This is a genomic window from Promicromonospora alba (assembly GCF_042654905.1).
GTDB classification, from domain to species: Bacteria; Actinomycetota; Actinomycetes; order Actinomycetales; family Cellulomonadaceae; genus Promicromonospora; species Promicromonospora alba.
Map to the genome: position 1 here is coordinate 1 of NZ_JBHSFI010000005.1, position 12,218 is coordinate 12,218.

General features: G+C 70.0%; 11 protein-coding genes. 2 read left to right on the forward strand and 9 right to left on the reverse strand.

What is annotated here, in order from left to right; translation table 11 throughout:
• Window positions 1–532 precede the first annotated feature (532 nt).
• The 5 genes from glmS to ACFO6V_RS15085 form a co-directional block, all read right to left on the reverse strand.
• The gene (gene glmS, locus ACFO6V_RS15065; protein ID WP_377136624.1) at window positions 533–2,356 is read right to left on the reverse strand and encodes a glutamine--fructose-6-phosphate transaminase (isomerizing); all 1,824 of its coding nucleotides are present in this window, start codon (window positions 2,354–2,356) and stop codon (window positions 533–535) included.
• 12 nt (window positions 2,357–2,368) lie between these two features.
• Window positions 2,369–2,632, reverse strand: a complete 264-nt coding sequence (locus ACFO6V_RS15070) for a hypothetical protein (protein ID WP_116674681.1) — start codon at window positions 2,630–2,632, stop codon at window positions 2,369–2,371.
• Window positions 2,633–2,797: 165 nt separating this feature from the next.
• The gene (tyrS, locus tag ACFO6V_RS15075; RefSeq protein WP_377136625.1) at window positions 2,798–4,057 is read right to left on the reverse strand and encodes a tyrosine--tRNA ligase; all 1,260 of its coding nucleotides are present in this window, start codon (window positions 4,055–4,057) and stop codon (window positions 2,798–2,800) included.
• Window positions 4,058–4,180: 123 nt separating this feature from the next.
• On the reverse strand, window positions 4,181–4,582 hold the full coding sequence (locus ACFO6V_RS15080; RefSeq protein WP_377136626.1) for a VOC family protein: 402 nt from the start codon (window positions 4,580–4,582) through the stop codon (window positions 4,181–4,183).
• Entirely contained in the window at window positions 4,579–5,052 is a 474-nt protein-coding gene (locus tag ACFO6V_RS15085) for a helix-turn-helix transcriptional regulator (RefSeq protein ID WP_377136627.1), read from the reverse strand. The genes ACFO6V_RS15080 and ACFO6V_RS15085 overlap by 4 nt, the downstream gene beginning before the upstream one ends.
• Before the next feature lie 182 nt (window positions 5,053–5,234).
• On the opposite strand from ACFO6V_RS15085, the gene ACFO6V_RS15090 reads away from it, so the two are divergent.
• Window positions 5,235–6,551, forward strand: coding sequence for an MFS transporter (locus ACFO6V_RS15090; RefSeq protein WP_377136628.1), 1,317 nt, complete (start codon window positions 5,235–5,237; stop codon window positions 6,549–6,551).
• Window positions 6,552–6,732: 181 nt separating this feature from the next.
• Window positions 6,733–7,716, forward strand: coding sequence for an ATP-grasp domain-containing protein (locus tag ACFO6V_RS15095; protein ID WP_377136629.1), 984 nt, complete (start codon window positions 6,733–6,735; stop codon window positions 7,714–7,716).
• Window positions 7,717–7,724: 8 nt separating this feature from the next.
• Here ACFO6V_RS15095 and ACFO6V_RS15100 read toward each other — a convergent pair whose 3' ends face one another.
• From ACFO6V_RS15100 to ACFO6V_RS15115, 4 genes are all read right to left on the reverse strand, one after another.
• Window positions 7,725–8,411: a DNA-3-methyladenine glycosylase gene (locus ACFO6V_RS15100; RefSeq protein ID WP_377136630.1), complete on the reverse strand. Its 687-nt coding sequence runs from the start codon at window positions 8,409–8,411 to the stop codon at window positions 7,725–7,727.
• 22 nt (window positions 8,412–8,433) lie between these two features.
• Window positions 8,434–9,780, reverse strand: a complete 1,347-nt coding sequence (locus ACFO6V_RS15105; RefSeq protein WP_377136631.1) for a permease prefix domain 1-containing protein — start codon at window positions 9,778–9,780, stop codon at window positions 8,434–8,436.
• The gene (locus tag ACFO6V_RS15110) at window positions 9,780–10,142 is read right to left on the reverse strand and encodes a PadR family transcriptional regulator (RefSeq protein WP_116674676.1); all 363 of its coding nucleotides are present in this window, start codon (window positions 10,140–10,142) and stop codon (window positions 9,780–9,782) included. The genes ACFO6V_RS15105 and ACFO6V_RS15110 overlap by 1 nt, the downstream gene beginning before the upstream one ends.
• A gap of 95 nt (window positions 10,143–10,237) precedes the next feature.
• Window positions 10,238–12,184, reverse strand: a complete 1,947-nt coding sequence (locus ACFO6V_RS15115) for a protein kinase domain-containing protein (RefSeq protein ID WP_377136632.1) — start codon at window positions 12,182–12,184, stop codon at window positions 10,238–10,240.
• Window positions 12,185–12,218: the final 34 nt, after the last annotated feature.

The following is a 12,218-nucleotide window of genomic DNA, read 5'->3' on the forward strand; positions in this document are numbered from 1 at the left end:
CGCTTCCCTGTCCGGGGCAGTGCCTGTAACTTACCAGGCTCTTTCGGACTTTTCCAAATCCTCGCCGGCCTCTCAGCCGGGAGAATTCTTCGATCATCCGAAGTATTTCCGATTCCCATTTACGCTATCACCAGAAGAATGAATCCCTGACGACTTGCGAAGGTTGGGGGCCTCCTGGTCGATCGCGGCGCTAGCCGCTTGATCAACGTTCGGAGGCAACCTGTGTAACTTACCCTACCACGTTCCCCGGCGCAAGGACCCTCTTCAGGATCCGTGGTCTGGGGAGGCGATCTGACAAGCCCCCACCCAGTTCCGGAGCGCACAAGGCTACTACGAGATCTGGGTTGGTTTCCACCCCGGGACCGGCCAGTTGCGCTCTCGCGCTTCCTGTCCGTGTCTCCCTGTCGGGCGAACAACCGGAACAGTACACAGCGATCGGCGCCCGCGCAAAATCGGGGTGCGATCCGGGCCGCGGAGCGCCAGAAACCGCGGATCGGCGGCGGACCCGAGGGCGTGCCCGCCGCCGTCGCCGTCACTCCACGGTGACCGACTTGGCCAGGTTCCGCGGCTTGTCGACGTCGTGCCCGAGGGTCAGGGCCGCGTGGTACGCCAGCAGCTGCAGCGGCACGGTCATCAGCAGCGGGTCGAGTTCCCGTTCGCTGCGGGGCACGTCTATCCGCTCGGCACGCAGCTCCCCCAGGTCGACGCCCGGGTGCGTGACAACTACCAGCCGCCCGCCACGGGCGGAGATCTCGTGCAGTGCCGCGACGTTGCGGTCGGTCAGCTCGTCGTCGGGCACGATGGCGACGGTCGGCACCTCGGGCGAGATGAGGGCGAGCGGCCCGTGCTTGAGCTCCGACATCTGGTACGCCTCGGCGTGCCGGTAGCTGATCTCCTTGAACTTCTGCGCGCCCTCACGCGCGACCGGGTACCCGCGGACCCGACCGACGAAGAACAGGCTCTCGGCGGCAGCGAGCGCCTTGGCCGCCTCAGCGATACGCGCCTCGCCGTCGAGCACCTGCTCGATCTGTGCCGGCAGGTTCTGCAGGCCCGCCACGAGCCGGCGTCCGTCGGCGACGGACAGGTCGCGGACGCGGCCGAGCTGGAGCGCCAGCAGCGCGAAGCCCACGAACATCGTGGTGAGCGCCTTGGTGGAGGCGACGGCGATCTCCGGTCCGGCGTGCAGGTAGATCCCTCCGTCGCAGGCCCGGGCGATCGCCGAGCCCACGACGTTGACCAGGCCGATGACCCGGCCACCCTTGCGGCGGATCTCCTCCACCGCCAGCAGGGTGTCGATGGTCTCGCCCGACTGGCTCACCGCCACGTACAGGGTGTCAGGCTCGATCACCGGGCTGCGGTAGCGGAACTCGCTCGCCGCTTCCGCGTCGGCGGGGATGCGCGCGAGCTCCTCGATGAGGGACGCGCCCATCTGTCCCACGTAGTACGCCGATCCGCAGCCCAGGATCTTGACGCGTCGTACGGCGCGCAGCTCGCGGGCGTCCATGTCGAGCCCGCCCAGGTGGGCCGTGGCGAACCGCTCGTCCAGGCGCCCGCGCAGCGCGCGCTCCACGCTGGCCGGCTGCTCGAGCATCTCCGTGTACATGCGGGGGCGCCCGTCGATCTGCCCGTGCTCGTAGGCACTGGGGTCGACGTCGACCTCGCGCGCCGTGGTCTGCGTCCGCGTCAGGTCGCGGCGGAACGTCGTGAAGCCCGACGCCGTCACGGTCGCCAGCTCGCCGTCGTTCAGGTGCGCCACCGTGGTGGTGTGCCGCACCAGTGCCGCGAGGTCGGAGGCGATGAACATCTCCTTGTCCCCCACCCCGACCAGCAGCGGGCTGCCGTTGCGGGCCACCACCACGCGGTCCGGGAAGTCGGCGTGCACGACGGCCAGCCCGTACGTGCCTTCCACCGCATCCAGCGCGTCCACGACCTTGCCCTCGAGCGTGTCGGCGTCCGACCGGGCGATGAGATGGGCGAACACCTCGGTGTCGGTGTCGCTCGCGAGCGACACTCCCTCGTCGGTGAGCCGTGCGCGCAGCGCCGCGGCGTTGTCGACGATGCCGTTGTGCACCACGGCCACCGTGCCGCTCGCGTCCGTGTGCGGGTGGGCATTGGCGTCCGTCGCGGGGCCGTGCGTGGCCCAGCGCGTGTGGCCGATGCCGACGCGACCGGGCATCCGCTTGGGCAGCACCTCGGCGAGGTCACGCACCCGCCCCGCGCGCTTGGTCACCCGCAGCTGGGAGCCGACGACGGCGACGCCCGCCGAGTCGTACCCCCGGTGCTCCAGCCGGCCGAGCGCCTCCACGAGCAGCGGGGCCGCGTTCTGGCCCCCCACGTAACCGACGATTCCGCACATGTCTGTTCTCCTTCAGCCGTAGATCATCCGGCGCAGCTGCCGCTCGCTGAGCCGGGGCGCCGCGACGACCCGGTGCTCCAGCTCGGCGGCGATGCGCGCGAAGATCTCGGGGTTCTTGGCCCCATGGGTCTTGAGCTCGGCGTGCCGCCGCCGGACGATCTCCTCGACCGGGGTGGCGTAGTACGCCACGACGTCGCCGATCACCCGTGCCGCCTCGGCGGGCGTGAGTCCTGTGGACGCCGCCACGTGGGCGACGAGGTCGGAAGACGTCCTCATGCCGTGAGACTTGCCCATCCCGATCCAGTTGAGCAACTTCTTGCCCGATATCGGGCAAGAATCGGCATCAGCAACGTGCGGGCAAACGAAACGGCGGTCGCCCGCTTGTCAGCAGGCGACCGCCGTCATACGCACCGGCCGGTCAGGCGGTCGTACCGGGTGTCATCACTCCGACGCGGCGACCGCCAGCGTCTTCTTCCCGCGCCGCAGGACGGCGAACCTGCCGTGCAGCAGGTCCTCGGTCGTCAAGGCCTGGTCCTCGGCGGTGACCTTGACGTTGTTCACGTAGGCACCACCCTCCTTGATCGCGCGGCGCGCTTCGCCCTTGGAGGCGACGATCCCCGAGCCCGCCAGCAGGTCCACGACGAGGTCACCCGCCTTGGCGGTCACCCGTGGCAGCTCGCTCACAGCGCCGGAGAGAGTTCGCTCGTCCAGACCGTCCAGCTCGCCGCGACCGAACAGCGCCTGGCTCGCCGTGATGACCGCCTCGGTCGCGGCGGCGCCGTGCACCAGCGTGGTGACGTCGCCCGCGAGCGCCTTCTGGGCCTCGCGGGCGAAGGGCCGCTCGGCGACCTCGCGCTCCAGCTCCGCGATCTCCTCCCGGCTGCGGAAGGTGAACACCTTGAGGTAGTTCACGACGTCGGCGTCCGCCTGGTTGAGCCAGAACTGGTAGAAGGCGTAAGGGCTCGTCATGTCCGGGTCGAGCCAGACGGCGCCGCCCTCCGTCTTGCCGAACTTGGTGCCGTCGGCCTTGGTGATGAGCGGCGTGGTGAGCGCGTGGACGCTCACCCCCTCGGCCTTGCGGACCAGCTCGACGCCCGCGAGCAGGTTGCCCCACTGGTCGCTGCCGCCCGTCTGCAGGGTCACCCCGCGTCGCCGGTAGAGCTCGAGGAAGTCCATCCCCTGCAGCACCTGGTAGCTGAACTCGGTGAAGCTGATGCCCTCGTCCGAGCTGAGCCGCCGGGCGACCGTGTCCTTGGCGAGCATGGTGCTCATCCGGAAGTGCTTGCCGATGTCGCGCAGGAACGCGATCGCCGACAGCCCCGACGTCCAGTCCAGGTTGTTCACCATCGTGGCGGCGTTGGGTCCGTCCCAGATGAGCAGCGGCTCGATCTGGCCGCGGATGCGCTCCACCCAGCCCGCGACGACCTCCGGGTCGTTGAGCGTGCGCTCGCCCGCCATCTTCGGGTCGCCGATGAGCCCGGTCGCGCCGCCGACCAGCGCGGTCGGCCGGTGCCCGGCGTCCTGCAGGCGGCGTGCGGTCAGGATCTGGACCAGGTTGCCGATGTGCAGGGACGGCGCGGTGGGGTCGAAGCCCACGTAATAGTCGACGGTGCCCTCCGACAGCGCAGAACGCAGCGCGGCCTCGTCGGTGGACTGTGCCACCAGGCCTCGCCATTGCAGCTCGTCGAGGATGTCGGTCACCGTGGTTGCTCCTTGTTTCGTGTGGGTGCGGCCCGGGCGGGCCGCACGGCGTGCCCTTCGTGGGTCCGCAGGTCCTAGTCTGCCCGACGGCGGTGCGGGGCTCGCCTTCATTCCGCCCGGCACCTACGCGAATCTGGCCTGCGCCTCCGGGCTCACGGGCGTGAAGCAGTTCACCAGGGTGCCGTCCGGGTCTCGCACGAGCAGCGACCGGTTGCCCCACGGCATCGTTGTCGGTGCGGTCACGGTCTCGACCGTGTCGCCGACCCTGGCGAACAGCGCGTCCACGTCGTCGACGAGGAACTCCACGATGGCCGTGCGGTTGTCCGCAGGTCCCGCGGAGCCCGGGCCGAAGAGCTGGACCGTGCGGGTGCTGCCGATGGCGAGCGTGCCCTTGTCCGTGCGCAGCTCGGCGAACTCCGGTGACGGCCGGTCCGCCGTGACACCGGTGATGTGCTCGTAGAAGGCCGTCAGCCGGTCGACGTCGTCGGTGATGAGGCGCACTGAGGCGAGGGCCGTGTGGTTCATGGTGGTGGACCTCCCCCTCCGGGACCTGGACGTCTTCCGGCCGGACGACCCTCCGGGGGCGCACGCTCGCTGGTTGCCGTGACACCGTCGACGCGGTCGAGGCGGAAGGCGCGGATCCCGTCGCGCAGCCGACACCAGGCCAGCAGGTACCACCCGGTGGACGACCCGACATAACCGAGCGGCTCGACGTCACGCGTGGTCCCGCTACCCGCACGGTCCTTGTACCGCAGACGCAGGACCCTGCGCGCGGAGATCGCGTGGGCGAGGACCGCGGGAACCGGGGGCACCTCCTGTGGCACCCCGAGCAGGTGCACACGGCCTGCGAGGTCGTGGGCGGCAGTCGCGTCGTCGTCCCGCATGGCCGCGAGAATCTTGCGCAGCGCCGTCGACCCCGCGGCCGCGAACGGCGTCCCGGCCATACCGCCCAGCGCGACGGCGACAGCGACCGCCTCGTCGGGGCTGAAGTTCACCGGCGGCAGCGTTCTGGCGCGGTCCAGGCAGTCGGCGGCTCACCATCCTCTGCCATTGCTCTGCGTGAGAAGCCACCACGACGAGCTGCCGTGCGATGAGTTCAGGTGCGCGTCGTCGTCGGACGTTCCATGGAAACGAAAAAGCCTCAGCGTTCAGCCTTCCGGTCAGGCAGGCTGGAATCATGACCGACAACGACATGCCCGGCTGGAAGCGGAACGTAGCGCTGTTCCTGACCGGACAGACGATCTCGCTGCTCGGGTCCATGCTGGTCATGTTCGCCGTCATGTGGCACCTGACCATCGAGACCCAGTCCGGGGCCGTGCTCATGATGAGCATCGTCTTCGGCATGCTGCCGCAGGCGGTCATGTCGATCTTCGGCGGGGTGTGGGCCGACCGGCACTCCCGCAAGCTCCTGATCATGGGCGCCGACACGACCATCGCCGTGGTCACGCTCGGACTGGCCCTGCTGATGGTCAGCGGCGTCGACGACCTGTGGGTCATCTACGTCGCGCTGGCCGTCCGATCGACCTTCGCGGGCATCCAGACGCCCGCGGTGAGCGCGATGATCCCGCAGATCGCGCCGGCCGATCAGCTGATGCGCGTCAACGGCATCTTCCAGTCCATCCAGTCGGGGATGATGCTGCTCGCCCCCGCCCTGGCGGCCGTGGTCTATGCGTCCTTCGACATCGTCACGGTGTTCTTCGTGGACGCGGCGACCGCGCTCATCGGCGTCGGGATGCTCGCCCTGGTCACCGTGCCCCGTCTGGTGCGGTCCGACGCCGAGAGCGGACCGGTCAGCTACTTCGGCGACCTCGTCGCGGGTGTGCGGTACATCGGTTCGAACGGGCCCGTGAAGTGGCTGGTCTCGCTGTTCGCCCTGGTGATGTTCCTGGTCGGCGCACCGAGCTACCTCACGCCGCTGATGGTCACCCGCACGTTCGGCGACGAGGTGTGGAAGCTGACCGCCAACGAGCTGTTCTGGGGCGGCGGCATGCTGCTGGGCGGCATCATCATGGCCACCGTGGGTCCGCGGATCAAGCGCCGGGTGCGGCTCATGGTGGGTTCCGTGGTGGCCACGGGTGTGCTCGTCGCGGGACTTGGCTTCTCCACGAACATGTGGGTGTTCTTCGGGTTCGGCCTACTGATCGGCATCACGTTCGCGACCCTCAACACGCCGGCGTTCACGATCCTCCAGGAGCGTGTGGAGCCCGAGATGCAGGGCCGGGTGTTCGGCTTCGTCGGGATCGTGATGACCGTCGCGATGCCGCTGTCCATGGTCGTGTTCGGCCCCCTGGCCGACCGGTTCTCCGTGGAGTCGCTACTGATCCTGGCCGGCGCCCTGCTGGTCGCCGTGCTCGGCGGGATCCTCGCCGTGCCGGCCGCGCGGCGCTCGCTGGCGCAGGTCGACGTGGCGCCGGAGACTGCCGACGACGCTGCCGGCGAGCCGGTCGATGCGGCGGAGGCGGCCGGAGCACCGCAGGCGGCTGACCACCGGTAGCTCGAGGAGCTCCTGGAGCGGAGGCCGGTCCCCGATGGCTCGGGGACCGGCCTTCGTCGCTCCGTCGTCCGGCGCCCCTGTGCCCCTGTGCCCCTGTGCCGCAGGACACAACCGGCCGCCCAGGCTCGCGTGCCAGGATTGATGCGTCCCCTGACGGCAGCCGAGCGTTCGGAAGATTCCTGTGAGCACCCCCAAGATCTATGCCCTGCACGAGAACCCCGAGTGGTTTCCCCCGTTCGCGGAGGCCTTCGCCGCCGAGGGGGTCGAGTACGTCGAGTGGGTGCTGACGGACGGCGTGCTCGACCTCGACGAGGCACCGCCGGAGGGCGTCTTCTGGTCGCGCATCTCGGCGAGCAGCCACACGCGCGACCACGGGCTCACCAAGGACTACTCGCGTGCGGTGCTGTCCTGGCTGGAGGCCTCCGGACGGCGCACCGTCAACGGCCGCCGCGTGCTGGAGCTCGAGGTCAGCAAGGTGGACCAGCTCACCGCGCTGCGCGCCGCCGGGATCGACACGCCCCGCACCGTGGCCGCCGTCGGGCGTGAGCAGGTGCTGAAGGCCGCGCAGGGGTTCCCCACCCCGTTCGTCACCAAGCACAACCAGGGCGGCAAGGGTCTCGGTGTGCGCAAGTTCGAGTCGTTCGACGACCTCGCCGACTACGTGGGCTCCGACGAGTACGAGGAGCCCGTCGACGGCATCACGCTGATCCAGGAGTACGTGGTCGCGGCCGACGGCGGCATCACCCGCGTCGAGATCGTCGGCGGCGAGATGGTCTACGCCGTACGCGGCGACACGGAGCGCGGCGGGTTCCAGCTCTGCCCCGCCGACGCGTGCGCGATCGACCCGGAGACCGGCCGGCCGATCCCGCCGGTGGGCGCGACCATCTCCATGGCGCCCGACGAGGACTGGGGCCTGTTCTCCGAGCGTGAGGGTTACGACGACCCGGTGGTCGCCAAGTACCTGGAGTTCACGCGGCGGCACGGGATCGAGGTGGCGGGGATCGAGAACATCCGGACCGCTGACGGCCGCGTCCTGACGTACGACGTGAACACCAACACGAACTACAACAGCGACGTCGAGCGGAGTACCACGAGGTCGGGGCCGCGCGAGATCGTGCGGCACCTGGCCCGGGTGCTGAAGGAGACGTACCCCGAGGCTCGCTGATTGCTCGGTCAGGCCTTGCGGTAGAGCGAGACGGTCGGCTCGGCGTCCAGCCAGAAGCGCCAGGGGAAGAGGTCGGCGCGGCCGCCGTCGCCGCTCACGCCTACGCGTGGGCCGGTGCGGACGGCGGCGGGGGTCTCGACAGGCTCGACCACCGGGGCTGGCTCGGCCAACGAGGACGGCTCGACCGGCGGACGGGCGAGCACCACGGCGCCGTCGGGATCGGTGACGTCCACGCCATCGGCGGGCAGGTCGAGGCCCAGGGCGACCGCCAGGCGGGCCGGGCCGCGGGCGAGGTCGCGGTCGGTCCGGACCACGCCCGACGCGAGGCGGCGGGAGCGGGCCAGGTCCGCGCCGTCCACCACCTCGCCGGCCCGGACCAGCACCGCCGAGGCCTCCCCCTCCGGCCCGCACACCACGTTCACGCAGTGGTGCAGGCCGAGGTGGCGGTACACGTACAGCCGTCCCGGCTCGCCGAACATCGTCGCGTTCCGCCGGTTGGGGCCGCGATAGGCGTGCGAGCCGGGGTCGGTGGCGCCGTCGTATGCCTCCACCTCGGTGAGGCGGAGGGAGACGACGCCGTCGGGCGTGCGCGTCGTGAGCGTGGCCCCCAGCAGGTCCCGGGCGACGTCGAGAACTGGTCGCAGGTACCAGTCCCTGCCCGGGACGCTGCTGAGGATCACCTCGGGAGACTTCATGGCCCGATCATGCACGGACCCGCTAGGCGAACGCGAAGGCGGGCGGGAAGATCACGACCACTATGAGCGCCCACACGGCGTACGCCGGGAGGTACCGCGTCTGCCACCGCTCGATCGGGGCGAACGTCCGTGCGCCCCGGAGGAATCCGACGGTCAGCCAGGCCGACCAGGCCAGGTGCACCAGCAGCACCAGGTTGAGGCCCAGGGCCGCCACCTTGTTGGCGCTGAACCCGAACTCGGCGATGCGGGTCAGCATCGCGCTCAGGGTGACCGCGTCGACCGCGAGCGCCGCGACCACCAGCACGAGCTGGAGGACGTCGAACAGGCCGGGCGGCGCGAGCGAGTCGCGGGCGGAGATCGAGTAGAGCAGCAGGCACAGGACCAGCACGAGTACCGCGTCCATGAGGATGAGCAGCTCGCGGTCGACGTCGAGCAGGCCACCCGTGGTCGCGAAGACGCCGAGGAACACGAGCAGCATCACGATGGTCAGCGGCGTGAAGACGCGGGTCAGGACCGGCGCGATGTTCTCGACGACGTTCTGCTTGGCCTCGACCAGCCAGGCCGCGACGATGAGGGCGCCCGGCACGCAGAACGGCAGGATCCAGGACTCGAGGACGGGTTCGAAGTCGACGCCGACCAGGCCGAGGGTGCCGAGCGTGAGCCCGATCAGCACTCCCCCGCCCAGGGCCAGCAGGACGAAGTAGATGGCGAGCTCGCCGGTGAAGCGGACGTAGTCCATGCGGCGGGCGTCGGACCGCCATCTGCCGCCGGCGTACGCGACGGCGACCAGCGCCCACAGGGCGACTATCGAGTGGCTCGCGGCGAGGAACAGGGTCGAGCCGTCCGGGTCGAACGGGTAGACGTTCAGCACCACCGCGAGCAGCGCGAACGGGACCAGGAGCGCCGCGCCGACCTGCCAGGTGAGCTTGCGCTTCCAGGCGAAGTACCCGGCGAGGAACGGGAGCACCAGCAGCCCGATGTTGCGCACGACCACCATCTCGTCGGCGAACAGCTCGACGCCCAGCTTGACCGCGGCTCCCGCGCCCAGCGCGAGCGCCAGGACGACGCCGAGCTCGCGCCAGGACCGCGCGCCGCCGTCGGACGGTTCGGGGACGAGGACGAGCTGCTTCCACAGCCGGTCGGAGTGCTCGCGGGCGAACTCGCGGGAGACCTCGTCGAGGTTGCCCATGCGCTTGACGGAGACCAGGAAGGCCTCGTCGTCGTGGAGCCCGGTGCTGGTCAGGTCGGTCACCTGCTCGCGCAGGTGGTCCTCCATCTCCTCGACGTCGCTCGCCGAGATGGCCCGACGGCGCTGGACGTAGCCGCGCCACTGGTCGATCTGTGCTTCGAGCTCGGGGTTGGTGCTCATCATGCCCACCCTTCTACGACGACGGGAGGTCGCTGGACGTCCTGCCACACCTGCTTCAGGGCGTCGGCCACCACTGACCACTGCTGCTGCCGGTCGGCGAGCGTCTCGCGGCCGGCCGGTGTGATCGCGTAGTGCTTGCGGCGGCGTCCTGCCTCCGAGGTGCCCCAGCTCGCCTCCACGTACCCGAGCCGCTCCAGGCGGTGCAGCAAGGGGTACAGCATCCCGTCGGTCCACTGCATGCGCCCGCCGGAGAGCTCGTTGACGCGTTTGACGATCGCGTAGCCGTAGGACTCGCCGTCGGCCAGGATGCCGAGGACGAGCGGTGTGGCCGAGGCCGCCACCAGATCTTTGTCGATGTGCACTCAGATTCTCCAATGCCTAGGAGTGCTAGGGGTTGGAACCCTAGCACTCCTAGGCATGGTTGATCTAGGTATGGACGGCCGCCCGTACGGCTGGGCTACTCCAGCTCGATGCTGGTGATCGTCACCGGCTGCACCGGTTGCGCGTTGCCCTTGCTCCCTTGCTCCGCGACTGCTTTCAGGATCTCCATGCCCGTGGTGACCTTGCCGAACACGGTGTGTCCCTTGTTCCCGGGGAGCTCGGAGTCGTCGTACAGGAGGGAGAACTGAGCGCTCGAGAGTCCCTCGTCGTTGAATGCCATGACGAGGCTGCCTGCCGGATACACGCCGTCCTGCGGGACGTTCTCCGGCGGCCCGAACACGAAGCCCGGGCTCCCCGTACCGGTGAAGGTGGGGTCCCCGCACTTCAGGCGGTACGGATTGGCGGTCTTGAGCTCGTGGCATCCGGTGCCGTCGTAGTAGCCGGCCCGGGCGAGCTCCACGAAGACCGCGACGGCGGCCGGCGCGGAGACCCCGTCGAGCTCGACCTCGATGTCACCCACGCAGGTCTTGAGCGTGGCGTGCCATGTCCGGTTCTCGGAGGCCGACTCGTCCTCGGGAAGCGAGTAGGTCGCCCGAGACTCCTGCACCGGAGCCGGACAGTCGGCCGCAGTGAACTGGCCCTCGTTCGCGGGGGCGCCGTTCGCGGCCTCGGACGGGTCGGCGTCCGCGTCCGTGTCCGCGTCCGCGTTGGCGTCCGTGACGCCAGGACTCGCACCACCGCCCGTTCCTTCCAGAGGGGCGTCACTCCCAGGAAGCAGCGACCGCAGCAGGAAGAACCCGCCGACGGCGAGCACAAGAACGCCCGCGAGAGCCACGACGGGCCAGATCCAGCTGCGGCGGCTCGCGCCGTGCTCCGTCACCGGTGCGGGCGACTGCGCATCGGGCCGGCTCAGCTCGGTCGCGTCCGCCTCGCCCCGGAAATGGGTCTCCGCAACGGCGATCGGGATGTCCGACGCCGGGGACGACATGGCCTGCTCACTCCGCAGCGGGCCCGCCGACCGTGCCGGGACCGGGACCGGGACCGGCTCGGGAGCTGCGGGACGGACATGCCCGGCCGTGGACTGCCCAGGCTGCGCGAGCGGCAGCGGCCCGGTCGTGCCGGTCCCGTTGCGCTCAGCGATCATCGTGGCGATCCCAGCGGTGAGCCACGGCCGGTTCGACGCCGCCCGGGCCATCACCGTGGCCGCGTCGTCCGAGTCGGCGAGCCAGTCCAGCACCTGCGGCACCTGGGGCCTGGCCGCCGGATCCTTGGCGAGACAGGCCAGCACCATGGACTTCAGCTCGTCGGGGACTCCCGTCATGTCCGGTTCGCCGTGCACCACCCGGTAGACCATGGTCTCCAGCCGACCGGTGCCGAACGGGTTATGACCCGAGACAGCGAAGGTCAGGACACCACCGAACGCGAACACGTCACCGGCCGCCTCGACGGGGTGCCCGAGCGCCTGCTCCGGCGGCATGTACGCGGGCGTCCCCATCAGGGCGTCAGCACTGGTGAACGAGGTCACGTCGAGCGCCCTGGTGATGCCGAAGTCGATGACGCGAGGACCGTCGGCCGCAATGATGATGTTGGCGGGCTTCAGGTCGCGATGCACCAGTCCAGCGGCGTGGATGGCCTGGAGCCCTTCGGCCAGACCGGCACCGATCGCCAGGACGGCTTCGATCGGCAGCGGGCCGTGCGTGTCGACGGCGGCCTGGAGCGAGGGGCCGTGGATGTAGTTGGTGGCCATCCAGGGCCGGTCGGACTCGGTGTCGGCGTCGACCACCTCGGCGGCGTAGAAACCGCCGACCCGGCGCGCGGCGGCGACCTCCCGCTCGAAGCGCTGCCTGAAGTGCTGGTCGGCGGCAAGCTCGCCCCGGATCACCTTGAGCGCGACCTCGCGACCACCGCGAGAACGGCCCAGATAAACGGCTCCCATCCCCCCACGTCCCAAGCGGCCGAGCAGTCGATAGGGACCGATTTCGCGCGGGTCAGCGGCCGGGTCCAGCGGTTCCAGGAATGTCACCGGCTAAACCTACCGAAACAGCGCAGGCATGCTT